The sequence below is a fragment of the Bacillus sp. BD59S genome (genome assembly GCF_007363175.1).
In the GTDB taxonomy this organism is placed as follows: domain Bacteria; phylum Bacillota; class Bacilli; order Bacillales; family Bacillaceae_G; genus Bacillus_A; species Bacillus_A pacificus.
In genome coordinates this window covers 4,844,019-4,869,127 of sequence record NZ_CP034686.1, presented here as the reverse complement: position 1 = coordinate 4,869,127, position 25,109 = coordinate 4,844,019, and the positions used below count along the sequence as shown (strand labels likewise).

At 37.0% G+C, this 25,109-nt stretch carries 22 protein-coding genes; 11 read left to right on the top strand and 11 right to left on the bottom strand.

Translation table 11 applies throughout. The annotated features are described in order from the left end of the window. Positions 1–56: 56 nt before the first annotated feature. From EKQ63_RS27730 to EKQ63_RS27710, 5 genes are all read left to right on the top strand, one after another. The gene (locus EKQ63_RS27730) at positions 57–1,250 is read left to right on the top strand and encodes an efflux RND transporter periplasmic adaptor subunit (RefSeq protein WP_000249042.1); all 1,194 of its coding nucleotides are present in this window, start codon (positions 57–59) and stop codon (positions 1,248–1,250) included. After that, entirely contained in the window at positions 1,247–1,927 is a 681-nt protein-coding gene (locus tag EKQ63_RS27725; protein WP_087955147.1) for an ABC transporter ATP-binding protein, read from the top strand. The genes EKQ63_RS27730 and EKQ63_RS27725 overlap by 4 nt, the downstream gene beginning before the upstream one ends. Then, a complete protein-coding gene (locus EKQ63_RS27720) occupies positions 1,924–3,126 on the top strand; it encodes an ABC transporter permease (RefSeq protein WP_088325795.1) in 1,203 nt (400 codons plus the stop codon). The genes EKQ63_RS27725 and EKQ63_RS27720 overlap by 4 nt, the downstream gene beginning before the upstream one ends. Before the next feature lie 113 nt (positions 3,127–3,239). Further along, positions 3,240–3,941 (top strand): YknW family membrane protein, encoded by a 702-nt coding sequence (locus EKQ63_RS27715; protein ID WP_143881685.1) that lies wholly within the window; start codon positions 3,240–3,242, stop codon positions 3,939–3,941. A 222-nt stretch (positions 3,942–4,163) separates the two neighbouring features. Next, positions 4,164–4,634, top strand: a complete 471-nt coding sequence (locus EKQ63_RS27710; protein WP_087955145.1) for a sigma-70 family RNA polymerase sigma factor — start codon at positions 4,164–4,166, stop codon at positions 4,632–4,634. A 55-nt stretch (positions 4,635–4,689) separates the two neighbouring features. On the opposite strand, the gene EKQ63_RS27705 is transcribed toward EKQ63_RS27710, so the two are convergent. Then, positions 4,690–5,196 (bottom strand): competence protein ComK, encoded by a 507-nt coding sequence (locus EKQ63_RS27705; RefSeq protein ID WP_087955144.1) that lies wholly within the window; start codon positions 5,194–5,196, stop codon positions 4,690–4,692. 194 nt (positions 5,197–5,390) lie between these two features. Between EKQ63_RS27705 and EKQ63_RS27700 the strand changes: the two genes are divergently transcribed. Further along, positions 5,391–5,789 (top strand): DUF4359 domain-containing protein, encoded by a 399-nt coding sequence (locus tag EKQ63_RS27700; protein WP_000747726.1) that lies wholly within the window; start codon positions 5,391–5,393, stop codon positions 5,787–5,789. Positions 5,790–5,808: 19 nt separating this feature from the next. Here EKQ63_RS27700 and EKQ63_RS27695 read toward each other — a convergent pair whose 3' ends face one another. After that, the gene (locus tag EKQ63_RS27695; protein ID WP_001197596.1) at positions 5,809–6,024 is read right to left on the bottom strand and encodes a DUF2922 domain-containing protein; all 216 of its coding nucleotides are present in this window, start codon (positions 6,022–6,024) and stop codon (positions 5,809–5,811) included. Between the two features lie 68 nt (positions 6,025–6,092). Further along, positions 6,093–6,317, bottom strand: coding sequence for a DUF1659 domain-containing protein (locus EKQ63_RS27690; protein ID WP_014893407.1), 225 nt, complete (start codon positions 6,315–6,317; stop codon positions 6,093–6,095). Between the two features lie 110 nt (positions 6,318–6,427). On the opposite strand from EKQ63_RS27690, the gene EKQ63_RS27685 reads away from it, so the two are divergent. After that, positions 6,428–6,913: a VanZ family protein gene (locus tag EKQ63_RS27685; protein ID WP_001080717.1), complete on the top strand. Its 486-nt coding sequence runs from the start codon at positions 6,428–6,430 to the stop codon at positions 6,911–6,913. 179 nt (positions 6,914–7,092) lie between these two features. On the opposite strand, the gene EKQ63_RS27680 is transcribed toward EKQ63_RS27685, so the two are convergent. Beyond that, a complete protein-coding gene (locus tag EKQ63_RS27680; RefSeq protein ID WP_087955142.1) occupies positions 7,093–9,849 on the bottom strand; it encodes a DEAD/DEAH box helicase in 2,757 nt (918 codons plus the stop codon). Next, entirely contained in the window at positions 9,833–11,452 is a 1,620-nt protein-coding gene (locus EKQ63_RS27675; RefSeq protein ID WP_088325791.1) for an SWIM zinc finger family protein, read from the bottom strand. The genes EKQ63_RS27680 and EKQ63_RS27675 overlap by 17 nt, the downstream gene beginning before the upstream one ends. A gap of 157 nt (positions 11,453–11,609) precedes the next feature. On the opposite strand from EKQ63_RS27675, the gene EKQ63_RS27670 reads away from it, so the two are divergent. The 3 genes from EKQ63_RS27670 to EKQ63_RS27660 are packed head-to-tail and all read left to right on the top strand — an operon-like array spanning position 11,610 to position 15,050. Then, positions 11,610–12,098 (top strand): zinc ribbon domain-containing protein, encoded by a 489-nt coding sequence (locus EKQ63_RS27670; protein ID WP_087994286.1) that lies wholly within the window; start codon positions 11,610–11,612, stop codon positions 12,096–12,098. 5 nt (positions 12,099–12,103) lie between these two features. Then, a complete protein-coding gene (locus EKQ63_RS27665; RefSeq protein ID WP_143881684.1) occupies positions 12,104–13,657 on the top strand; it encodes a hypothetical protein in 1,554 nt (517 codons plus the stop codon). 13 nt (positions 13,658–13,670) lie between these two features. Beyond that, a complete protein-coding gene (locus EKQ63_RS27660; RefSeq protein WP_087955138.1) occupies positions 13,671–15,050 on the top strand; it encodes a zinc ribbon domain-containing protein in 1,380 nt (459 codons plus the stop codon). Between the two features lie 40 nt (positions 15,051–15,090). Here EKQ63_RS27660 and EKQ63_RS27655 read toward each other — a convergent pair whose 3' ends face one another. Both EKQ63_RS27655 and EKQ63_RS27650 read right to left on the bottom strand, forming a co-directional pair. Further along, entirely contained in the window at positions 15,091–15,393 is a 303-nt protein-coding gene (locus tag EKQ63_RS27655) for a DUF3910 family protein (protein WP_087955137.1), read from the bottom strand. A gap of 231 nt (positions 15,394–15,624) precedes the next feature. Continuing rightward, positions 15,625–16,497, bottom strand: coding sequence for a cell wall-binding protein EntA (locus tag EKQ63_RS27650; RefSeq protein WP_143881683.1), 873 nt, complete (start codon positions 16,495–16,497; stop codon positions 15,625–15,627). 664 nt (positions 16,498–17,161) lie between these two features. Between EKQ63_RS27650 and opuD the strand changes: the two genes are divergently transcribed. After that, positions 17,162–18,679: a glycine betaine transporter OpuD gene (gene opuD / locus EKQ63_RS27640; protein WP_087955134.1), complete on the top strand. Its 1,518-nt coding sequence runs from the start codon at positions 17,162–17,164 to the stop codon at positions 18,677–18,679. Between the two features lie 679 nt (positions 18,680–19,358). Here opuD and EKQ63_RS27635 read toward each other — a convergent pair. The 4 genes from EKQ63_RS27635 to EKQ63_RS27620 all read right to left on the bottom strand — a co-directional run bounded on the left by EKQ63_RS27635 (position 19,359) and on the right by EKQ63_RS27620 (position 24,984). Further along, positions 19,359–20,660: a glycosyltransferase family 2 protein gene (locus EKQ63_RS27635; protein ID WP_088325784.1), complete on the bottom strand. Its 1,302-nt coding sequence runs from the start codon at positions 20,658–20,660 to the stop codon at positions 19,359–19,361. Then, positions 20,657–21,412, bottom strand: a complete 756-nt coding sequence (locus EKQ63_RS27630) for an MreC domain-containing protein (protein ID WP_087955132.1) — start codon at positions 21,410–21,412, stop codon at positions 20,657–20,659. Before EKQ63_RS27630 ends, EKQ63_RS27635 begins: the two co-directional genes overlap by 4 nt. A 259-nt stretch (positions 21,413–21,671) precedes the next feature. After that, positions 21,672–22,883: a NupC/NupG family nucleoside CNT transporter gene (locus EKQ63_RS27625; RefSeq protein ID WP_087955131.1), complete on the bottom strand. Its 1,212-nt coding sequence runs from the start codon at positions 22,881–22,883 to the stop codon at positions 21,672–21,674. 346 nt (positions 22,884–23,229) lie between these two features. Next, positions 23,230–24,984, bottom strand: a complete 1,755-nt coding sequence (locus EKQ63_RS27620) for a C40 family peptidase (RefSeq protein ID WP_143881682.1) — start codon at positions 24,982–24,984, stop codon at positions 23,230–23,232. Positions 24,985–25,109: the final 125 nt, after the last annotated feature.

The following is a 25,109-nucleotide window of genomic DNA, read 5'->3' as shown; positions in this document are numbered from 1 at the left end:
AGAAAGTTTTATACAATTTTATATTAAACTATTAAGTTATAAAAAGGAGAGAGAATATGGTACCAAATACGGTTCGTACTCCAAACAAGAAGAAGAAATGGATTATTATCGGGGTTATTGCACTAATTGTTATTGTAGCAGCAGTTAATATTTTTGTTATGCAAGGTAAGAAGAAGGGGGCATCAACATCGGCTGATGCTGTAAGTTTCGAGAAGGTAACAGAGCGAAAGCTGAATAATACGAAGTTAATTTCTGGTCAAGTGAAACCTGGGAATATTGAAAGTTTTTATGCGGATCCGGCCAAAGGAAAAGTGAAAGATATTGAGGTAAAAGAAGGACAAGAGGTAGAGAAAGGTGCGAAGTTATTCTCTTATGATAATGAAGAGATTAATCTTCAAATGAAGCAAGCTGAGCTTGATCAGAAGATGGCAGATATGCGTTATGATCAAGGGAAAAAGAAGATTGATTCGCTGAAGAAAGAAATTAAGAAAGCGAAAGATAGCGGAGCTGGGAAAGAAGTAACAGATCCGATGGAAGAGCAAGTAAGTGAGTTAGAGATAGCACAAAAGACAACTGATCTTGAGAAAGAAAAAGGGAAGTTGCAGAAAGAAGAATTAAGTAAAAAGCAAAAAGAGCTTACGATTTATAGTAATTTTGCTGGTGTTGTTCAAAAGTTAGATAAAGATGCGGCACAAAGTTCATCTCAAGCGTTAGGTGGTCAAGGGAAAGCCTTTTTACAAGTGGCTTCTAAAGATCCATTCCAAATTCAAGGGACATTAACTGAGCTTCAAAAGTCGCAAATTCAAAAGGATCAAACATTTACTGTAACTGCGAAAGCAAACAATAAGAAGAAGTGGACAGGTAAGATTACAGAAGTAAGTGAATTCCCAACGAGTGCAGAGATGGCGCAAGCTGGTGGTATGGGTGAAGCGACTCAAAATATGTCCCAATATACATATAAAGCAAGTCTTGATAGTCAAGATGGTTTATCTCCAGGTTATCACGTTTCTCTGCAAGTAAATTTAGAGAATAAGAAGATGGTTGCTGTTCCTACTAAGAGCATTGTAGAAAAAGATGATGATGCATTTGTTTATGTTGAGGATAAAGGAAAGCTTCGCAAACAAAATGTGAAAAAAGGTTCTACTGATGGAGACTGGACGGAGATTACTGAAGGCGTAACAGTGGGGCAAAAGGTGGTTAAAAATCCTTCCGACGATGTGTATGACGGAATGGAAGTGAAAGAGAAATGATTACGTTAAATCATATTGCTAAAACGTATTATCAAGGGAAACTTGCGGTACCGATTTTACACGATATTAGTTTAACAATTCAAGGCGGGGAGTTCGTTTCAATTATGGGACCGTCTGGTTCTGGTAAGTCAACGCTTATGAATATTATCGGCTGTTTAGATCGTCCAACAGAAGGCGAATATATGTTGAATGATGTGAATATCTTAACAGCAGACGAGTCAAAGCTTGCTTTAATTCGTAATGAATATATCGGTTTTGTGTTTCAGCACTTTAATCTGCTTCCGCGTCTTTCAGCAGTCGAAAATGTTGAGCTTCCGCTCGTATATGGCGGCGTGAAGAAGGCAGAGCGTCGTAAGCGTGCTTTAGAGGCATTAGGTAAAGTTGGATTAGCGGACCGCGTGCATCATTTACCGAACGAATTGTCAGGTGGACAGAAGCAGCGTGTCGCAATTGCAAGAGCGATTGCAAATAATCCAACGTTCATTATGGCCGATGAGCCGACGGGTGCGCTTGATACGAAGTCTGGTGAGCAAGTTATGGATATTTTCACGAAGCTTAATGCAGAAGGTACAACGATTGTTATGGTTACGCATGAAGAGGAAGTAGCGGCGTATTCTTCCCGCCGTATTGTACTGAGAGACGGGAAAATTACAGAAGATAGAAGGTGTGCGGTATGAGTTTACTAGATAGTATAAAAATTGCCCTGTCTTCTATTTTAGCTCATAAACTGCGTTCAGCTCTTACGATGCTCGGTATTATTATCGGTGTTGGTTCCATTATTACTGTCGTTGCGATTGGGCAAGGCGGGGAAGCAATGCTGAAGTCGAAATTCGCAGGTTCTGGTGGTAATAATCTTATGCCAATTCAATTTCAACCAGATATTAATGATGAGTTTGCTATGGGTGGATTTGAAATGCCAAAGTTAACGGAAGAGGATATTTTGGAAGTAAAACAAGTGAAAGATGTTTCACATGTTATTACGACAAACCGGAATTCAGAGGTGCTTGATGTAAATGATAAAAAGGCAAATCTGAATGTTATTGGTCTTGATAATGAATATTTTGCAGTTAATAAAGTAAAGGTCGTAAAGGGACGTACTTTAAGTGAATCAGATATTACTCATGCAAATAACGTTGTGATGATTAGCACAAAAACAGAAGAAACGTTATTTAAGGACGTAAACCCAGTTGGACAAATTATTGAGATGAAGGGGCAGCCAATGCAAATTGTTGGTGTGTATACATCTGATAATGAGTTTATGGGATTTGAAATGGAAGAAGCGCTAATCCCTCTTACGTTATGGCCTGTTTTATACGGAACAGATGAGATTCAAAACATCGCAATTCAAGCTAAAAATGTAGACGATTTAGAAGCAGCTGGGAAACAGGCTGTTGATGTATTAAATAGTCGTAAGCCAAGTGAAATTCCAGGTAAATATGAACTGGTGAATTTAAAAGAATTCCAAGAAAATGTTTCTAAAGTAACTGGCATTATGACGATGATCATCGGCGGTATTGCAGGTATTTCATTAGTCGTTGGCGGTATCGGTGTTATGAACATTATGCTAGTATCTGTAACGGAGCGTACGCGCGAAATTGGGATACGTAAAGCACTTGGGGCAACGCGTAGTAAAATTTTATTACAGTTTTTAATTGAAGCGGTTATGTTAACACTTCTAGGCGGCTTAATCGGAATTGGTCTTGGATATGGCGGAGCATATATCGTTTCCACATTCGCAAAATGGCCACCTCTTGTTTCATGGGAAGTTGTCGTCGGAGGCGTACTGTTCTCTATGACACTCGGTATTATCTTTGGATTAATTCCAGCGAATAAAGCTGCGAAATTAGATCCAATTGAAGCACTTCGTTATGAGTAATTAATCGTGTAGTAGAACTACACATTACCGTTCTAGTGGGCGGTTCGTAGCCTCTATATGAGGAAGTGAACCGCCCGTTAGAACGGGTTATATACATAGAAGGAGGCGTTATAATGGAAGCTAATGTGAATACGCAAAAAGCTGGCGGTGAGAAGCCATCATTGTTCGGAATGATTACTTCTCCTGGTTTACAGTTTGAGAGAATGAAGACGACTGAGAAAGTTTGGGGTATGTTCTTCATAGTGGCGCTATTACAAGGACTTGTGGGTGGTTTAAATTCGTATATTACGTATACATCACCTGAGATGATTGAAATGCAAAAGAAATTGGGAGGCGAATTTGCAAAGCAGGGTTCGCTTACATCAGATGTAATTTCTGGTACGATATGGGGAATAGTAGGTGTTATGATTGCAACATTAGTTGTTGCAGCTATTTATAAGGTGTTTATGATGTTCTATGGGAATGATACTTCTTATAAAAAAATAGTAATGCTTATTGTATATGCGGATATTGTTGTTGTTATTGGTGGACTTATTAATGGTGTTATAGCTTTAATTTTAGGTGCTGGACCAACTGCGTATACAAGTTTAGGACCACTATTCGATCAAGGTTCACTTGCATATGGAATTGGTAATACAATTGAATTTTTCTATTTATGGAATTTAGTTTTAATTTGGTTAGGATTACAAGTTACAGCAGGATTAAGTAAAGTGAAAGCAGCTATCCCAATTATTGTTTTATTCATTATTAAAGCGGGATTCCTAGCTGCGATTGTTGTATTGATTGCAAAGTTCTTACCTGGTTTACCTGTATAATAATATGATTGAATTAAGGGGTGACTCTTTAAGGGGGTCACCTTTTTTATTTTTAACCTTACTTCAAATACCACCAACAAAATTTGAAATTCTACCCATTGTAATTTCAAATTTCAGCGATAGTATTTAAAATTACTCACAGTGAATTTCCCTCTTTATTTTTATATTGTGGAGGTACCGGCGGAATAACAAAGAGGTATACCTTTTAGAAGTGGGTACTGTGTGAAGCCAGCGACTTTTAAAGAGGCAGTTTTGTTGTATGAAGGATTGATTGTAAATCAAATAAAGAAGTTAGGGATCTATCAAGATTATGAAGAATATTATCAATGTGGGTTAATCGGTCTTTGGCATGCGTATGAAAAGTTTGATGCAGAGAAAGGGAGTTTTCCTGCATATGCAGTTGTAACGGTGCGTGGTTATATATTAGAAAGATTGAAGAAAGAGTTTGCAGTGCAAGAAAAGTGTGTATGTGTAGGAGAGTATGAGGATATCTTTCGTTTTGAAGATATTGAAATGAAAGTGAAGGATTTTATGAGTGTATTAGATGAGAAGGAGAAGTATATCGTTTTTGAGCGTTTTTTTGTAGGAAAGACGATGGGGGAAATCGCTTTAGAGACAGAGATGACCTATTATCAAGTGAGGTGGGTGTATCGGCGAGCACTTGAGAAAATGCGAGATAGTTTAAGAGGATAAACATTATCATAAGAATGGAAGGCAAGGGATATTGCTTTCCATTCTACTTATTCTGTTAAGGTAGTAAATGTAGTAAGAGTTTTTTAAATTGTAGTGAATCTTGCATGTTCATACGTGATAATACATATCCGGCTTTTAATAATTGTTGTTTTAACTTATGGGGACTGATATGTATGGTTGTAGTCGTGCCATTTGAAAAATGAATGGTAGCTTTTTTACTTTTTTTGAAAAACTCTATGTCATCTATATGGTTATAAAACAGCCATATACAGTTTGGAGAAGAAGGAGACTCTGTTGGGAAAGCACAAATATATTCTCGATGATTAATTGGAATCGGGACATTTTGTTTGAAATGAAAGTTTGTTTGAACTGCTTTCCGTCTACCTTGATAAGTAGAGTGAACATTGGTTAGACAAGATTGCTTGATAAGTTGGAGAGCAGTTTGACAGGAGTAAAGATGGTTCCCGCTACTTTCTATAATCTTTGTCTGATAGTAAGGGTGCTTGTATGGTTCTAACATCATTGTAGAATTAGAAATAATAATATCATTTTCGTCATTCATAAATTTAATTCCCCCTTTATAAATGATAATAATTCTCAATATAATTATATACGAATTAAGTAAATTAATTGTTAATCTTTTATTTCATATTGTAAATTTTAGCTATTCGTTTACAATCAATAGATGATAGTCTTTCTAATTTGCATCGCTTGTACATATATATGAAAATAGAAAAGAGTAGGCGGTGAGATAGTATGAAGAAAAGGTATATTATTATGGCTCTAGTTGTTGTTCTTCTAGTATATTTAGCAAATAGTAATCCGAGTAAAGGTGAATATACGGATTGGGCAGCGAAGCAGTTTATGAAACGTAATGATGTAAGTAAGAAGCTAGACGAAGTTCAAAAGGAAAATGAAGAGGGGCTCCTTGGTGATTTAGCATCGGCTGGTAAGAAGTTGGCGAAAAAATATGTTGAGCCGCAAGTTGGATTGTTAATCGATCATTATACGAAGCGAGATGATTATATATTCTTCTCAACATATAAGACGGAATTTGATATCGGCGGAGAACACTATAAATATGTATGCGTCGGTTTTTCAAAAATCTTTATTCCAATTGAAATGCCGAAGAAAAAAGACGAATCTGCAAAATGATGCAGATTCGTCTTTTTGTCTATAAGGTAATAGGAACTTCAGATACATTTCTTTCTACGAGACGAGCTCCTTTTTTTCGGGTATTTTCATTAATTGATGAAAATACAGATGAGGCAAGGATCGTATCCATTACTTGATTTACGACTTGTGCATCAATAGGTGTGATCGGCTTCTCGATAGAAAAGACAACTGTTTTTCCATCTTCTTTCGCGAAAATTAATTCTAGTACTTGCATACGTTGATTCCTCCTTTTTATTTATCTTGTAATCAGTGGGGGGCATCCCCACTGATTATATTTCCACCTTAAAGGTTAGAAAGATCTGATGTGCTAACAAGTTGTACAGCGTGAAGTGGTGATGCTTGTAAAGAAGCAAGAGCACGTGCTACGTTTTGTACTTGCTCTAAGTTTGCGTTTGTTTTTACGCGCTTAAATTGTTTGTTCTTAAAAACTGTTTTTCCATTCTTATCTAATCCATTGTTTAAGACGAGACGTAAAGTTAAATCCATTACGATTGTTTCGACTGCCATGTTTATCACCCCCTTTCACTATATAAATAGGATGCAAATGTCATGTTTTGGCGTGAAATTTATTCTTTTTTTTGGTACTCTTAAAAGAATAAGAGAGGGGTTTCGGAAGAATGAATCGTAAATGGTTATTTTGGATTCCTGTTTTACTATGGATGGGGCTGATTTTCTATTCCTCGGCACAACCATATAAAAAGCAGGATATGCGTTCGGATATTGAACAATATGTAAATGTGGAGTTTGTGAAAGAGCATTTTTCATGGGTATCTATCGATTACGGCGGTGGTACACCTGTTAGTATTGCAAATAAAGGTGTAGGTGGATTTATTGAGTTTTTCCTTCGTAAAGGTGCTCATTTTATGGTGTTCTTTATGCTCGGTTCATTGACGTATTACGCTTTTCATCGATCAGGTTATTCGAGAAAAAGGTGTTTTATATACGCTCTCCTTTTCGTTGCGGGATACGCAACATTTGATGAAATTCATCAATGGTTTACGGGCGATCGTACACCGATGTGGCAAGATTCATTACTGGATACGTGCGGTGGATTAACAGGTATTATAATAAGTAATTGGTTTTGGAATAGAAAAAGGAGCTAATCTCGAAAAGATTAGCTCCTTTTGTTTATCCCGCTTTAATGGGCAGTAAGACCCCCACCTCAAAATGCAGCGAGAGCAAAGAAGTTAGGTGGGGGGGCGGGCTGCCCATAAAAGTCCGATTGGTGAGGGCTGATAATCAGTGTGGGATGAAGAAAACCCCCACTGATTAAAGTTTCACTTTATACACCAAGTAATTCTTTTAGTTCATCTGTAGATAGTTCTGTCATCCAACTATCGCTTGTAATGACGGCGTTGTTTAATGATTGTTTTCTTTCTAACATTTCATCGATTTTCTCTTCAAGTGTCCCCGTTGTAATCAGTTTATGAACGTGAACGAAACGCTTTTGACCAATGCGATATGCGCGGTCTGTTGCTTGGTTTTCTACCGCTGGATTCCACCAACGATCGTAGTGAATGACATGGTTAGCAGCTGTTAAGTTTAACCCTGTACCACCTGCTTTTAACGATAAGATGAAGATGTCATACGTTCCGTTTTGGAACTGTTCGATCATTTTGTCACGTTCTTTCTTCGGTACACTACCGTTTAAGAAGAGGACGCGCTGACCGAAATGTTCTTCTAACACATCTTTTAGCATGTTCCCCATACCGATGTATTGCGTGAAGATTAAACAACTTTCATTTTGATCTTTTATATTTTCAATGAGTTCCATGAGCGTGCTCGTTTTCATGGAACGCTCGATGATGTCTTTCGGTTCCGTTTCTTTTAAATAAAGAGCGGGATGATTACAAATTTGTTTAAGTTTGTTCAGCATGAGTAATATAAATCCGCGTCGTTCAATTCCGCTTAATCCTTCTACATTTTGCAATGTATCTTGAACAAGTTGTTCATATAAGGAAGCTTGTTCACCAGTTAGTGGACAGTAAGCTTTCTGTTCTTGTTTATCTGGTAAGTTTAATGCGACTGTTTGATCTTTCTTCGTACGACGCAGTAAAAACGGTGAGATAAAACGTTGAACTTGTTGGATTTTTCCTTCGTCACGGTCCTTTTCAATTGGTGAGACGAAGCGGCGCTGGAATTGTCCTAAGCTGCCAAGATATCCATGATTAATGAAGTCGAAAATAGACCAAAGCTCGGCAAGGCGGTTTTCCATCGGTGTCCCAGTTAATGCGATTTTGTGATTTGCTTGTAAGTTTCGTACTGCTTTAGACTGTTTCGTATGTGGGTTTTTAATATTTTGTGCTTCATCCAAAATAACAGCATCCCAGCATAACGTACTAAGTTCTTCCTCATCAAGCTGAGCTAATGCATAAGATGTTAATACAACATCTGCTGATTGAAGGAAATCTTTAAAGGATTCCCCTTTAGCTCGGTTACTTCCATAATGTAACTGAACACGTAAATTCGGTGCGAAACGCTCAAATTCTTTTTGCCAATTTCCAAGAACAGATGTCGGAGCCACGATTAAAGCAGGACCTGTTTGGAGATTGTTTTCTTTTATATATAGTAAGTAAGTAATCGTTTGAATACTCTTTCCAAGTCCCATGTCGTCAGCTAACAATGCGCCGAATCCAAGTTTTCTTAAATATAATAACCACTCAATGCCATGTTGTTGATATGGACGGAGTGTGGCGTTTAGTGATGAAGGGACATCTACTTTTGGAATATCTCCAATATGCAATAGTTTTTGGAATAAGTCTTCATAATATCCATCTAGTTCAATTTCAATATCGGTAAACGGACTATCCTCTTCTACAATTTCTGTTTCAGCAGTGTTTGATAAATGTTGCTGAAGAACATCTTTCATTTCGAGCCCATACTTATCAGCACGGTTCATGAGCTTTCGTACTTCTTCAATAAAGGCTGGATCTAGTCTCATCCATTGACCATTTATATTGAATAACCGTTTATTTTGTTCAACGAGTTCGAAAAATTCGCTTTCTGATAAATCAATGCCGTTCGTTGAAATGCGCCAGTCAAAATTGACGAGTGTATTCATGCCGAAGAAAGATTGCGTTTGCGTCGCATTTTGCTTCAGCTGCACACGTAATTTTGGTTTTGTCGCTTTTAAATTTTGCCACCATGATGGTAATAAAATCGTAATACCTGCAGCGAGTAATTCGTTACTTGCTTCTGTTAAGAAGTTCCATGCTTCTGTTTCAAAGAGTTCACTTCGGAATGTATCACCATCTTTTAACCACGGTACAAGTCTACTGAAGCCTTCTTGTGTTTCAAGAATACGTTCTTCATAATCGTGCCATCGTTTTGGCAAAGAATCGATACCCTCATATACATATATGCGATGGGCCCCGCGCTTTGGTGTAACAATTGTTTCAAGCTTCCACATTTCAAATTCTTCTTGCGGCTCTTGTAGCCGTAGACCGATTGTAAAGGGAAGGTCATCTTCAATGTAACCAATTTTTCGAAGCCAATCTTCTTCATGTAGTGCTGCGTCTAATTGTCTTTTCGTAAAGTCATAATGTTCATAAAGTCTCTTTGCATCTTCCCATCCGTCATTTGAACGGTTATCTTGTAATATGCTTTCATTTACTGCAGCCGAGAAAAGAGATGCCAATGTGTCATCTTCGATTGGAGTATTTTGAACTTTCCAAGATGGTTGTTTAGGCCAACGCTCCATATCAGGTACGAAGCTACCGCTTGTGAAGGCATCCCACAATTCGTTCGCATCTTCCGTAAGTGCTGTAATAGGACCGTTCATTTGAATACGAGCAAAGGAGTTCATTGGTTTATTAGCGATGTATTCAAATGCTTGTGCGTTTGTTAGCATAACACCTTGTCTTCCTTCAAAGGTTGCTTCTTTTAGAAACGTGCCGTAGAAGGAAGTGGAGTGCCATGTAAATGCATTTCGTTTCCAACTTGTTACGGATAATGGATTACCGCTATCATCCTCTCCCCAAAGGAACCAACCGTGACTAACGTGCTGGAGCCTAATTGTTACTTCAGTTTGATTGATCATCGATTAATTTTCCTTTCCGTAATTCCTCTTGTAGTGCACGCAGACGTGAATGTAAGTTTGCGATGTGAATAATGAAAGCATCCCATTCATCGGTACGCTTTAATCGTTTATATAATGTACGTAATTTCTTTAAGTAACGAACTGCACGTCTATATGATTTGCGATTTCGCTCTTCAATAGCTTCGGTAGCAGCAAGGTGATAAAGAGGAAGTGCTGCTTCTGGTGCCTCCTTTTCAATATCTTTCAGCGGCTCTTTCAAAATTTCAATTGCTTCAAATCCATGTAAGAGCTGAAGTTCTGCCCATGTTCGATACTGCTTTTTCGCCAGTACGTATTGCTCATAGTTTGCGAAACTGTATGGTAATAGCTCTTGCAAAATCATTTCGAATCCAGCTTGTTCATTTGTATGGGTTGCATACGTTTCATACATGATGACGAATAAGCGAACGATATCTTTTATGAAAATTGTATTTTCGTGCTCATGTATCGTTTTCTTCACTTGTTTATACGTAAAGGAAAGCCAGTTTTTCGCACGATCCCATTTCATTGCATTTAATAACTCTTCTAACCAATAGAAGTATAGACTTACAACAGAAGCAGGCTGTTTTTTTAGTAAGTCCATCGCTAATCGATCTTCGTCATTTAAAAAGAGTAGATGAGAAGATGCTAATGCTTTGGAAAGTGGATTCATTTTCGTATCGATTCGTTTTTCTTCTTCTTGTAGTTGCTCGTTATTGTGTAAGAGTTCACTCCATATGTGACGATAAATGAAAAATCTCTCTTGCGTATAGGCATCGGTGGAGAAGAATACTTCGTGAACGAGACGAGCTGTTTCTTGCAAAATTGATTTAGACTCTGAAGGAATCGATTCTGATTGTAAGTCCCGAACGATGGATTCCACTTTATCTACAAATAGGCGAACGACGTTAACTGGTTGGTGATAAGAATACGTTTTATTTGCTTCAAATTCCTGAATTTCTTCTAATAATTTTTGAAAGCAATAAAGTGCTGCATGTAACCTGAACAACTCATGTATCACAATGATACGTGGAGCTTTCCGCTCGAGTTTCGTATAGAAGTCCGTAAAAATACTCATAAGAAAATACATTTGTTTATAAGTAAGCCGAGCTTGTTCTTTTTTAAATGATTCATATTCGTTATCAAAATAGGATTGCCAACTTTTATAATCCGTTTCTTCAAAAGCTGATGATTGCAATACTTGTCTTGCAGTTCGAATAGGAGGAAGGGAAGGCTTCGTATTATTTTTAAATAAAGTTAATACATCTCCTACTTGCCCGAAACTAGATGCTGCCGATAGTAACACAGCGAGCATATGCTCACATTGCGTTGGTGCGAAGCAATCGCAATAGCTTTCAGCGACGTTGCGAATCGGGATATGGACGCTATATACGCTGCCTTCAGCATCTACAGTTCCTGATAGCGTATAGCCATCAAAGTCAACGTTGTAGACAACACCACTACGATATAGGTGCCGAGCTGTAGCGACATGTTCCTGATCAGCTGTTTGCTGTGGATCTAGTCCTTGAACGAACTCATTCGCAATCATCATAATTTCATCTTTCGTAATTGAGTGTTGCAGCATAATATTCCTCCGTACACATATTTCTTTCCTTTACCATTATAAACAAAAAATGCTTAAAACAGAAAAAATGAAATTTAGATTACATTACTTGAAAATCATGGTAATATATAAAATGTTAATTTTGTATATTACTATATATTTATGGAGGGATTAAGTTTTGTCAGATTTACAATCGAAGTTTGGTAGCGGTATGAACAAATTGCAAGAGGGAATTGAGCAAGGGAAGATGAAATTACAAGTAGCTCAAGAGGTTGCGCAATTAAAGAAGATTACGCAAGAGAAACTACAGGTGAAAACTGAAATTTTGTTGGAACTTGGTCAAACGACATATATGCAACTCCGAAATGATGAAGTTCGAGTAGATGTGTTAAAAAGTATTATAGAACCAGTACAAGAGCTGGATGTAGCTATTTATAACACGCGTAAGCAAATAGCTAATTTACAGAATCAAGGACAGAAAGGGCAATGTAGCTGTGGCGGCCCATTATCATTAAATGATAAATTTTGTGGACAGTGCGGGAAAGAAAATGAGTTACTCCTTCAATCAAAAAATGCTGAAAATGGGTCATGTACTTCATGTGGTGAACGAATTGCAGCAGAGGCTACATTCTGCCCAGTTTGTGGTATGAAGCAAAGTAAGGAGTGAGGAACATGTATTGTAAAACTTGTGGTTTAGAACAATCGGATGTAGCGAATTATTGTACACATGATGGATCAAGTACAGGTAGTGTAGAAAGTGAAGTTACGTTAGCACCGAAAGACTCAAAGTATTGCCGAACTTGTGGTGTGGAAAGTAAAGGGACTGCTACGTATTGTGAGAAATGCGGGGATTCCTTATTAGGTATTATGAAAAAAGAAATGAAAACAAGATTACCAGACGAAAGTTTACAATTACATGTAAGTCCACCTGGCAGCACTTTGAAAAAAGGTTTACTTGGTGGTGGGCTTGCAATCGTATGTATGTTTATAGCCGGTTGGATTGGTAGCCTAATTGTCGATGCGGCGATTAACGATCTAGTGAGAACGATGCTTACAAAGATGAACGGTATGCTGAATATGACTACTATTGATCAATCTGTCATCGGTATAGCACCATTAATTTTAATGTATCATTTAATAGGCCTTGAAGTTAGTGGGAGCGGGGAATATGCGATGTCATTTATCCTTCATTTCCCATTGTTCATCTTGTTAGCAATTCCAGCACTTATATTAGGTGGAATTGGATTCTTTGTAGAGAGAAGCAACCCTTCTGCTATTTGGCGTGAGAAGTTACTAACATCAAGTATTATCGGTATTGTATATGGGGTTTTCTTGTGTATTGTCAGCTTTATCGCAAGTTCTTCTACGACAATTTCTCAATTCTATAAAACGATGACAATCAGTATTGGTTATTCACATGTTAGTAGTTTATTGTATGGCATTATATTTGGTTTATTATTTACCTTTATTGGTATGTGTATTCAGGCAGGACCACACCGTCTATTATCTTCTATGAGTCGAAGTATTCCATATGCAACATCTATTTATTATAGTGTGGTAACTGTATTAAAAGGATTGCTTATTACATTTGGTATTATACTTATTACAATTTTATTTAGCAGTTCAAAGTCAGTGGGACCAATTGATTTTCCAGAGAAAACATATAAAACATTCATTTTATTAGAAGCAACACCATACATGTGGAATATGGCTCACTTTGCTCCAACAGCAATTGAATGGGGAGACATGGATAGAGAAATGAGAAGATACTCAATGGAAAAAGGTCCATTGCATTTATCTTATACGTCAGGAATATCAATAAATGGTACGTCATTAAAAGATCTGGAAGTAGCTAATGGAGCGAATTTTAAACGAGTAAAAGAAATTGAGGATTTCAATTCCTACATGCACTGGTGGGGGTTATTAATTGTACTACCATGCATTTTACTATTTAGAGCTGGAATGAAATTGGCTCAATATCCGATGAAAAGTATGTACGTAACTATTGCTGTGTTTAGTGCGGTGTATACTGTGATGATGCTTTGTGTAAATGGATTGGCCAAAATTCATATTGAGGCCTCAGGGAGTAAAGAAGTTATGAAGGAATTTGCTGGGATTTCCGGACCATTGTTCTCTATTCAAAGTAGCACGCTGTATTTAATGGTAGGTAGTTTTCTTCTTTCTTACGCATTAACATTCGCCGGTATGAAGTTAGGGAAAAAATAAGGGGGAGAGCCATTTGAAGTTTTGTGGGAAATGTAATAAACAAGTTGCAGATCATTTGAACTTTTGTTCCGAGTGTGGAAGTAAGGTAGATGTAATTGCTGATCAGGCAGCTTCTTCTCGTTCAGAAGTACAACGAGAAATAAAGCCAGTGAAAAGTAAGAAAAATATAATGTTACTTATAGGCTTTGTTGTTATCTTTGCTATATTGTTTGGTGCGTATAAATTTGGAGCAAGCAAGTTCTCAAAAGAAAAGCAGGTCAATGCTATGATTGAAGCATTCCAAAAGAAAGATGCGAATGCAATTGATGAGTTTGTAAAAGTAGATGATCCGAGTTTGAAAGTGAAAGTTGACGATATTAAAGGATATATCCGTTATTTAAAAGAAAATCCTTCTTATAATAAAGAACTGCTATCTTATTTACAAAGAGAGACAGTAGATCAAAAACTAGCAAGTGATAAAGCATCATTTAAAGATGGTCAAATTATAGAAGACGGGAAAGAATGGTTCTTATATCCGAAGTATAAACTTAATATGAAATCTTATTATATGAATGTAAGCACAACTGCGAAAGGTGCTGAAATATATGTGAATGATAAGAAAGAGATAGAGCTATCAAGTGATAAAACTTCAAAAGAAGTTGGTCCGTACTTCCCTGGTTCTTACGTTGTAAAGGCAAAAGCGAAGACGGAACTAACTGAGTTAGAAACAGAAAAAGAAGTGGACTTGGCAGATGAAAAAGAGGCGAAAGTGGATGTTAAATTATCATTAGAAGGAAATTATGTAACCATTTCTTCTGATGAAAATGATGCAACTGTATTTGTGAATGGTACGAAGCGTGGGAAGTTAAGCCGCGGAAGTTATAAACTTGGTCCTGTACCAACAGATGAAACGGTAGAAGTACATTTAGAGAAAACTACTGATTTTGGTGTGATGAAATCTGAAAGTGTTAAAATTGGAGACCAAAGCACGTATTACTTAAAATTCCCGAAAGAAACATCAAGTTCGGCTGTTGGTGACTTTGTACGAAATCATCTTTATGATAATGTGCGTGCGATTTCATTAAATGATTTTAGCTTAATTGAAAATAATTATGATAAGAGCGGGAAATCGTATAAGGAAGACCGTGATTATATACAGTATTTACACAAAAAAGGAATTACAGAAGATTTATTAACAATGGAAATTCGTAATGTAGAGCGTCAAAGTGCTACGAAATATAAAGTAACGACATATGAAGAGTATCATATTCGTTACGGTGATGGCTCTGTGAAGTTCAAAAGCTTTAATAATGATCATATCGTTACTGTGAATGGAAATGGAAAGATATTGTACCATTCTCTTGGAGCGAATAATACGTTGAAATCAGAGGAAGTATCTGGTCCAACTCATTAATGCAAAAGACTATCTCATAATTGAGATAGTCTTTTTTCGATTAGAAGCGCGTTTCCTTTAATATCGCTTGTACATATGGATCATGTAATATTTGCTCTATGATTGGTAACATGTTTTGTTCGAATGGAATGTCGATAGGAAATGGCTTTTGTGAGCCGGGTTTGATTCCATATTGGACAAATTTGTAATGTGTATTATCTTCAGACTTGAGCACAATTAATTTATATCGATTGTCGTCGTCAGCGAGTGAGAAATCAATGGAAGTAGCGTCGTATGTTGCTTCATCCTTATATATATATGGTTTTGGTGTACCGATCCAGTCTACTTTTGCTTGTACATTCATGGACATAACCTCCTTATGGCTATTATAAAGTGAAACTTTAATCAGTGGGGGTTTTCTTTATCCCCCACTGATTATTAGCCCTCACCAATCGGACTTTTATGGGCAGTTGATCTCCACCTAACTTCTTTGCTTTCGCTGAATTTTGAGGTGGGGGTCTTACTGCCCATTAAAGTGGGATAAAAAAATAAAAGCCAGCTCTCAACAAAGAGAACTGGCTTCAGCAGTCATTGGTTATTTTAAAATTTTCACTTTAACAGTTTTGCGTCCCCATTTTTGAGCAGCGCTATCTGATCCAAGTAGGATGTCGATACGGTTACCTTTAATTGCACCGCCAGTATCGCCAGCGATAGCTTCTCCGTAACCTTCTACCCATACTTTAGATCCTAATGGGATTACTTTCGGGTCAACAGCGATCATTTTCATGTTTGGGTTCGCTGTTAAGTCATGACCCATTGCAGTTAATACACGGCCGCCATATGTGCCACCGTTTTCGCTCGGATGAGCTGTATATGCTGTAGCTACAACTGTTAACTCACGACCACCAGAAGGTGTGTTAGTTTCAGCAGCCTTTACAGCAGGCTTAGCAGCTTGTTTTGCTTGAGCTGCAGGTGCTTGAGCTGGTGCTTGCGCTTTAGCAGGAGCAGGTTGTTCTTGTTTCTCAATAACTGGTGCTGTACCTGTTAAGAAAGGAACGTGAACATAAGCTGTTTTTCCGTTATATTCGAATTGTAACCACTCATTTTGTACTTGGTTCGTTGTTTCGATCATATCGTCTTTCTTAAGCGTCCCAAGAATTTCTGAGTTTGTGTTCGCTTCAGTACGTACGTTTAATACGTTAGCTGTTACGTAGTAGATGCTTTTAGTGAACTCTGTACTTACGAATGCGTCTTTACCATCTAAAGTGATTTTTGACCATCCGTTCTCTGTATTTTGAACATCTATTTTATTACCGTTTAGTAATTTACCGACAACTTTTGATTCCGTAGTAGGGTTTTCGCGTACATTTAGTACGTCTGTTGTTACAACAGTTTCTGCATTAGCAGATGATGTGAAAATCCCAAGACCAAAAACTGCTGCTGTTGCTATACCAATTAATTTTTTCATGATAGCCTCCATTGCGTTTGTTTTCGTGTCCTCATTATAGCAACAGATTTTTTCGGATTTGGGGAAAACACACAATTACAAACCATTCGTAATAAGTCGTTAACATCCTGTAATATAACAAAAAATATAGGAAAGCGTTTTTCATTCTATGTGATTAGTAGGTTTCTACTTATATTCAAAATATTTAATACAACATATTGTTTTCGACGTAAATAAAAATATTACATGAGTGTTACATAATGTTTACTAAACGGTTACATTCCTTGAGTATTTTACCGTTTTATGGGTAATATAGTTATATAAACATAAACATTTCGTTTGTGAAACTATAAACACGTGCTATATACTAGCAAAAAAACCGCATAATTGTTACAAAAAGAAAGGGTTGCAAGGAAGAAAAATGCCCTTTTTTACATCTGTAACACATCCTTTTTTGGGAAAATACATTCCCATCCGCATTTTTCTCACACAATTTGACAGCAGTATTTCGATCTTATAGCTCTTGCAGAGTGAAAAGGTTATACGGAAGGTAAGGCTGTCCATAAGAATTCGAATTGGTGAAGGTGAAAGTAAGAAAATCACCGTGAAATTATAGTTTTCTATCCGATTTTACATATCGGAATTTATGTTATTTACAAAAGTGAAACCTACGAAGGGGGATTTGATGAGGAAACTAACAAAAACATTCATCGTATCATTAACATTATGTATTGCATTTACAATTTGGGGAATTATTCCCGAATCTATTATTGGAAAAGGTAGCCTAGGAAATGTAACAACCGCAATTCAAACTGCATTAGTTAGTAAGTTTGGATGGTTTTATATTATTTCTGTTTCTATTATTTTAGTTGTGTCTATCTTTTTAATTGTTTCGAAATACGGTTCTATTCGTTTAGGTAAAGATGATGACGAACCTGATTATAGTTATATGACATGGTTTGCTATGTTATTTAGTGCTGGTATGGGTATCGGTCTAGTTTTCTGGGGCGTTGCCGAACCATTAAACCATTTTTATGCACCTCCGTTTGGAGAAGGTGCAACTGAGGAAAGTGCGCGCCTTGCACTACGCTTCTCATTTTTCCATTGGGGATTACATCCGTGGGGACTATATGCATTTGTAGCGCTGTGTATTGCTTACTTTACTTTTAGAAAAGGAAAAGCGAGTACGATTAGTGCGACAGTAGGTCCGTTATTTAAGGGCGGGGAACATGGTCGTATTGCTCATTCATTTGATGTGTTAGCTGTTTTCGCAACGGTGTTTGGCGTAGCGACGTCATTAGGCCTTGGTGCGAAACAAATTGCCGGTGGTGTTAGTTATTTAACATCTATCCCGAATTCATTAACGACACAGTTAGTTATTATAGCGATTGTAACTGTTCTTTTCATGTTATCTGCGCAAACAGGTCTTGATAAAGGAATTAAATATTTAAGTAATACGAATATTATTTTTGCGTTTGCACTTATGATCATTGTATTATTTGCGGGTCCAACAAACTTTATTATGAATTACTTTACTTCAACAATAGGTTCTTATATTCAAGAATTACCGAGTATGAGCTTCCGTTTAAGTCCATTAGATGAAGGCGGAAACCAATGGATTCAGTCATGGACAATTTTCTATTGGGCATGGTGGATTGCATGGTCACCATTCGTAGGTACATTTATTGCTCGTGTTTCACGAGGACGTACGATTCGTGAGTTTGTTATTGGTGTTTTACTCGTACCGACCGTAATTGGTGCACTTTGGTTCTCTGTTTTTGGTGGAACTGGTATTCATATGGAGCTATTTGGTGACGCACATATCTTTGAAAAGGTTAAAGAGCTGGGAACAGAAGTAGGATTATTTGCTATGTTCGATCAGATGGGAAGCTTTGGATCAGCTTTATCAGTATTAGGCATTCTACTTATTGCAACATTCTTTATTACATCAGCAGATTCTGCGACATTCGTTCTAGGAATGTTAACGACGCATGGTAGTTTAAATCCGCCAAACCGCATTAAAATGGTTTGGGGTATCGTATTAGCAGCGATAGCTTCTACTCTATTATATGTTGGCGGATTAGAAGCACTGCAAACAGCAGCTATCATAGCGGCATTCCCGTTCGTATTTGTTATTTTCTTTATGATGGCAGCATTATTTAAAGAGTTACAAAAAGAAGGGCGTATGAAGCGTCATAAATAATAGAAGGAAAAAGAGTTGATTATGTATCAGCTCTTTTTTTTAATCCCGCTTTATAATGGGCAGTAAGACCCCCACCTCAAAATTCAGTGAAAGCAAAGAAGTTAGGTGGGGATGAAGAAAAACCTCACTGATTAAAATTTCACTTTATATAGAAGGAATTTGAACTGCAAGTAAGGGAAATAAAATACTTTACTATATTAGTAGTATGCCTTTTATACGAATAAAAATCGATTCGTTTCGACAATGTTCGATATCTTGCGGATTCTATTCATATTTTTGACAAAAAATTGTCGGAAATGTGTTGTCACGTTTATATATATGTGCTATATTATTTCCTGTAAGCGATTTCAAATAGTTTTAAAGCGCATTCAAGGGGGACATCTAGAATAATGAAACGTTACGAAAGAAAGTGGAAGCATATTTGTTTGAAACGTGTGGCACATCGTAGTGTCCAAGAAAGCACGGAACCTAAGACTGAAACGCGCAAAGAGCAGCAAGAGAAACAATTGGTTCTACAAAAATAGCAATCACTTTTTCGTATATAAATGAAGGTCGATCGTTCGTTGGGGGATGGACGTGAAATTACTTTCAGCTAAGGGGTATTGTCTGATATATAAGTTATACGGCAATAAATAAGCACAGAGCATACGGCGCTCTGTGCTTATTTTTAATGTGCTGTTTATTTGTCTTTTTTGAATCGAACTGTTTTATCCCAGCCAATGACTTGTTTCTTACTCTTTGCACGTAAGTATAAGATTAAACTACGAATGAATAAGTACGTAAAGAGCTGTGCGTACGTAAAGTACATGATCACACTAATAAAAATATTAGTTGGTGTAAAGGTTCGTTCCACACTCTGGGCACTAAATAATTGAGAAACATATGTAATATATGCGACATACCACATAAATAGTAGCGGAATGCTATATTGAATTTGGAATATCCCGAGTAACCCAATTACAAACCAAACGTTTGAAATAATTAAGAATAGCCAAAATACAACATACACTAAAACTTGTTGTAAGGAATGGACGAGAAGCTTTCCTTTAAAGAAACTTAATGAAGAAAACATTTTTTCTAAAATGTATAAGTTCCCTTGAAGCCAACGTGTACGCTGCTTAATAAGGATTTTTAAATGCTCAGGTTCTTGTTCCCATGTAATCGATTCTGGAACGATTGGTAAGAGATAGCCTTTTTGTGTAATTCGTAATGTTAATTCAGCATCTTCTGCAATTGCATAAGGGTCATAGCCGCCAAGCTCTTCTAGTGCAGCGCGGCGAAGAAGCATGTTTGTTCCTGTTAGTGAACCTGTTTGGAATAGTAACCAGCGCCCAGATTGCATAAGGAGCTGGAAGATTTGAAATTCTAACGAAATCATTCGTGTTAGCCAGTTTCTGTTTTCATTTACAGTACGAACATGCCCAACTGCCCCAACAGCATCCTCGGTTGTTTCAGCGTGTTCTACAAGCATTCGCAAAGCATGTGGTTCAGGCTGGTTATCTGCATCATAAACACAGAAGTATTCACCATCTGAAATACTAAGGCCGTAGTTTAATACACGTGATTTTCCTTTTGGTTCACCAGGTGGAACGCGAATGTGACGAATATGAGCATAAGCTTTGTCAAAATCGTCACCAATTTCAGGTGTCTCATCCTGCGAGTTATCGTTTAATAAATAAACAGTTAGTTTGCCTGGATATTCAATCTTTGCCATCGCCTCTAAAGTATCCTTAATAACGACGCCTTCGTTGTGAGCTGGTATTAAAATATCGACGCTTGGGTAATGTTCTAGCGTACGATCTTTTCGTTTCCTATTTCGGTGAACTAAACCTGCGAGTGTTAAGAAAGAATAGTAAACGAGTAAGCCAGAGAAAAGAAAGGCTGTAAAAATAAGTACATACTTAATCGAAAATGTGATACTGATCCAAAAAACGAGTACGCAAAATAGAAGGAATAAAAGAAGTATAACGAGTGTCATCATAATACTGTCGGTCCTTTTGTAGCGATTTGTTCTCGTTTAATCTTAATGTCTTGAATTGCCTCAGCTGCAAGCCATTTTTCCATTTTAGGCTGTAGACGGTTCATTACAATATCGGCACCAGCTTCATTTGTATTTTGTAATAAAGTGACTAGTGTGTTGGTATCATACTCAGCAACAAGGTCAAAGTCAGCTCTTACCGTTTCAACTAATAATGAAGCTACACGATCCATAACACTTTCCTTCGTATATTTACTAAAGGAAGTGAAGTCAAAATAAATTATAACGCCTGTTTCATTACGACGATTCATTGCATTGATTAATAATGCTTGTCGTCTTTCGAATTCTTGTCTTGTTAATAATTTCGATTCTCCAATGTACTGTTCTAACGTTCTCACACGTTCGGTTAATTCTTTATTTTCATGAATAACCTTCTTTAATAGATGAGTGGAGATATATACAATGAAGAAATTTGCTGCCATTAGGAAGTGAGTAATAATGTATTCCCATTGTTCTGATGTACTCCATAAGTAAAGCCATGCTTCGTAGAATAAATAGAAAACAGAAATAATGGTTCCTAATATGAAGAAAACAAAGGCAGTTTTATCAGGGAAAAATAGAAATAGTACATTAACAATTACATATATAATTGTAAAAATGAGAGCATGCTCATATTGCGTTACATGTACAGTTGTAAAATAAAATAAAATTTGTAAAATCCACATAGAAAGGATCTTATAGAAGTTATCTTTCACAAAACTTTCCTCCTTTAAAGATAATTCATGCAAGGATACTTGTAGTATGCGCAATTATTAAGAAATAGACCATTTAGCTAAATTCTTTTGAAGTGAGTAACATAAATTAGTGGTTCTTTTTATTTTAAAAAAATAAAAAGAACCACTAATCATTGTATCATAATGTAATTATATTTAGACATAGGATATTTTGCATATAAATAAAACATATTATAAAATAAAAACCCTCCTCTTTAGAAAGAGGAGGGTTTGCATAAATTTATAGGAACATCATACCTGCAACTGCTGCATTTAAGAAGTTAGCTAGTGTACCAGCGATAACTGCTTTAATCCCTAATTGTGCAATTTGTTTACGGCGAGTAGGAGCTAATGTTCCTGTTACACCTAACTGAATTGCGATAGAAGAGAAGTTTGCGAATCCACAGATTGCAAATGTTAAAATTAAGTTTGTTTTTGCAGAGAACTCTGCCATATGTGGTCCTAAGTTTGCGTATGCAACGAATTCGTTGATTGCAAGTTTTTGACCGATAAAGCTTGCTGCTTGTACAGCTTCACCAGGAGAAACCCCGATTAAGATTGCAAATGGTGATAGTAAGTAACCGAAGATTAAATCAAGGCTAAGTTTAATATGGAACAGAGAGCCAATTAATCCTAATAAACCGTTTAATAAAGCAATTAATGCGATGAAAGCCATTAACATTGCTGCTACGTTAATAACAAGTTGCATACCTTCTGATGCACCACGTGCTGCTGCGTCAATAACGTTTGCATCTTCACGCTCTGTAGAAAGTTCAACGTTATTATCTACTTGTTCTGTTTCTGGCATAATTAGTTTCGCAATTAATAGACTTGATGGAGCTGCCATAATTGCTGCTGCTAATAAGTGTTCTAACGGAATACCCATTGCTGCATAGCCGACAAGAACTGATCCGGCAACAGCTGTCATACCGCTTACCATAATAGCGAAGAATTCACTATTTGTTAAACGTGCTAAGTAAGGCTTGATTAAGATTGGAGCTTCAGTTTGTCCTAAAAATACAGTCGTTACAGAGTTTAAACTTTCTGCTTTAGAAGTTCCAAGAAGTTTGCTTAATGCGCCACCAACGACACTGACAAATTTCTGCATAATACCGAAATGATATAAGATTGCAACTAATGAACTAATAAATACGATTGGAAGTAGTGCTTGAATGAAGAAAACAAATCCCCAAGGGCCTTTTGCGTTGACTAAATCCCCAGCAACGAACTTAATTCCCTCGTAAGAAAAATTAATTAATCCTTGAACGCCATCTGCAGCGTGTTTTAAACCTGCTTTTCCGGCATCCCATCGTAATACGATAAATGAAAATGACATTTGTAATGCTAGCGCGATTAAAATCGTGCGCCAATTAATAGCTTTGCGGTTGGAAGATAGTAAGAAAGCGATTGCTAATACTCCAATCACGCCGCCAATTCCCCATAAAAGATTCATGCAGTGTATGCTCCTTCCTCATAGTAAAAAAATGTATAAAACAGTTGTCTATACTTCTGCAAATATAACATCTTAAGTAACTTATCATAATGGACATCAGAGGTCAAACGTCTAACGAAAAGTTTAAATAAAAAGAAAATTCTTCAAAAAAACACATATGAAATGATTAGACATGAAATAGGTTATGTTTTTTATGTGAAAATATACATTATGATAACGTTATGGATCATTATTGTAGAATATAGTGTATGAAATAGGAAAATAGATACATTATTTTTTTAGGGAAATAGGTTATACAACATTAAAAAGAGCCTTCTAGTAATCTAGAAGGCTTTAAAACTATTAATTAAGGTGCTTTCGTGTATCCTAAGAAATGGCTCTTCCAATAAGAGTTACTTAATGAAGCGATTGCTACACCTTTATCTCCAGCTTGGATAAATGATCCGCCCCCAAGGTAAATACCCATATGAGAAGGACCTGATTTATAAGTGTTTTGGAAATAAATTAAGTCACCTGGTTGTGGATTTGAAGTTTGTGGTAGGCTACCCCAATATCCAGCAACACTTTGACGGCTAATGTTATGACCAAATTTCTTAAATACGTGGTAGATGTAACCACTGCAGTCAACACCAGTAGCAGAAGTTCCACCCCAAACGTAAGGTACACCTTGCATTGATTTTGCATATGCAAGTACGGAAGAACTGTCACCGCTATTATTGCTTGTATTGTTATTATTATTGTTGTTGTTTTGATTGTTATTTTGGTTGTTGTTAGGCTTATTATCTACTGCGCCCCCAACTGGTGTTTTAGAAAGGTAACGTGTGCCGATATAACCAGTTTGGCCGTTGTAGTTAATTTTGCTCCATCCAGAGTTTTCAGAGATTACTTGAACCTTCTGTCCTTGTGGAAGTGCGCCTATGATTCTATAATTTGTACCTTCACCACTACGTACATTTAAGGCAGAAGCATTAATGTAGTAGTCACCAATTGCACCTTGATTAGGTTGTTCAGGTTGTTTTGGTTGCTCAGGAGTAGTAGTGCCACCTTTAACGAATTTCATGAATTCGCTACTAACGTAGCCTGTTTTTCCTTGATAGTTAACTTTAAACCAGCTACCTTCAGAGCCAATTACGTTTAATGTCGTACCATTTAATACGCCACCAATTACGCTATGGTAAGTAGCAGGGCCTGTACGTACGCGTAGAGATGTTGCGTTAACAACGTAAGTGCCGCCAGTTTGAACAGTTACATTATTATTTTGTTCTTGTTTGTTATCTTGGTTGTTTCCTTGTGTAACGTTATCGCTAGAACCACCTTTTGTTACGTAGTCTTTACTTACGTAAGCTGTTTGGCCTGCATAATTGATTTTGAACCAATCTTGAACTTCGCCAACAACTTGTACGACTTGTCCTTTTGTAACAGAACCTACAGTTGTGTGAGAAGTGCTAGGACCTGTACGAACACGAAGGGAAGATACATTTACTGTATAGTTTCCGCTTGTTGGTTTTACAGATTCTTGGTTGTTATTATTCGTATTGTTGTTTGAAGAGCCTGCATTAGCAGAAACACCAGATACGAATTCGCCACTTACATAGCCAACTTGTCCATTATGGTTGATTTTCACCCAACCATTTTCTTGGCCAATTACGTTTAATGTTTGTCCTGCATATACACGTCCTGAAACAGAACTAGAAGTGTTAGGAGCAGTACGTACACGTAATACATCAGCAGTAACTTTATTGTTTCCGCCTGTTGTACTTACAGTGGAATTGCTTGCACCATTTTTTGATACAAATTCGCCACTAACAAAGCCTGTTTGGCCATTCATGTTAATTTTGTACCAACCATTTTCTTCGCCAATCACGTTTAGTGATTGACCGTTATAAACGCGCGAGATGATGTCGTGAGAAGTACTTGAGCCTGCACGAACATGTAATACGCTAGCGTTTACCGTATAAGATGAGCTGTTTGATGCAGAAGCTTGGACAGTTGTAGCAGCTTTTTGTGTATTTTGTTCAGGGGCAGCTTGAACACTATCAAGTGTAGGTGCTGCTCCTCCTGCTACAGACACTGCCGCAAGACCGGCAAGGTATTTTTTCATAATTTGTCGATTCCTTTCTGTCTGTAATGTAGTGAAGAAATATTTACCAACTGTTAAAAATTCTAAAGAGCATGTCGATTACTGTCAAGACTTATGCGGGAATCTGAATATGACAAAAAGATTAC

Coding starts and splice junctions, on each gene's coding strand:
- EKQ63_RS27730 (WP_000249042.1), top strand. CDS start 57: ATGGTACCAAATACGGTTCGTACTCCAAACAAGAAGAAGAAATGGATT.
- EKQ63_RS27725 (WP_087955147.1), top strand. CDS start 1,247: ATGATTACGTTAAATCATATTGCTAAAACGTATTATCAAGGGAAACTT.
- EKQ63_RS27720 (WP_088325795.1), top strand. CDS start 1,924: ATGAGTTTACTAGATAGTATAAAAATTGCCCTGTCTTCTATTTTAGCT.
- EKQ63_RS27715 (WP_143881685.1), top strand. CDS start 3,240: ATGGAAGCTAATGTGAATACGCAAAAAGCTGGCGGTGAGAAGCCATCA.
- EKQ63_RS27705 (WP_087955144.1), bottom strand. CDS start 5,196: ATGAATGACGAAAATGATATTATTATTTCTAATTCTACAATGATGTTA.
- EKQ63_RS27700 (WP_000747726.1), top strand. CDS start 5,391: ATGAAGAAAAGGTATATTATTATGGCTCTAGTTGTTGTTCTTCTAGTA.
- EKQ63_RS27695 (WP_001197596.1), bottom strand. CDS start 6,024: ATGCAAGTACTAGAATTAATTTTCGCGAAAGAAGATGGAAAAACAGTT.
- EKQ63_RS27690 (WP_014893407.1), bottom strand. CDS start 6,317: ATGGCAGTCGAAACAATCGTAATGGATTTAACTTTACGTCTCGTCTTA.
- EKQ63_RS27685 (WP_001080717.1), top strand. CDS start 6,428: ATGAATCGTAAATGGTTATTTTGGATTCCTGTTTTACTATGGATGGGG.
- EKQ63_RS27680 (WP_087955142.1), bottom strand. CDS start 9,849: ATGATCAATCAAACTGAAGTAACAATTAGGCTCCAGCACGTTAGTCAC.
- EKQ63_RS27675 (WP_088325791.1), bottom strand. CDS start 11,452: ATGCTGCAACACTCAATTACGAAAGATGAAATTATGATGATTGCGAAT.
- EKQ63_RS27665 (WP_143881684.1), top strand. CDS start 12,104: ATGTATTGTAAAACTTGTGGTTTAGAACAATCGGATGTAGCGAATTAT.
- EKQ63_RS27655 (WP_087955137.1), bottom strand. CDS start 15,393: ATGAATGTACAAGCAAAAGTAGACTGGATCGGTACACCAAAACCATAT.
- EKQ63_RS27650 (WP_143881683.1), bottom strand. CDS start 16,497: ATGAAAAAATTAATTGGTATAGCAACAGCAGCAGTTTTTGGTCTTGGG.
- opuD (WP_087955134.1), top strand. CDS start 17,162: ATGAGGAAACTAACAAAAACATTCATCGTATCATTAACATTATGTATT.
- EKQ63_RS27635 (WP_088325784.1), bottom strand. CDS start 20,660: ATGATGACACTCGTTATACTTCTTTTATTCCTTCTATTTTGCGTACTC.
- EKQ63_RS27625 (WP_087955131.1), bottom strand. CDS start 22,883: ATGAATCTTTTATGGGGAATTGGCGGCGTGATTGGAGTATTAGCAATC.
- EKQ63_RS27620 (WP_143881682.1), bottom strand. CDS start 24,984: ATGAAAAAATACCTTGCCGGTCTTGCGGCAGTGTCTGTAGCAGGAGGA.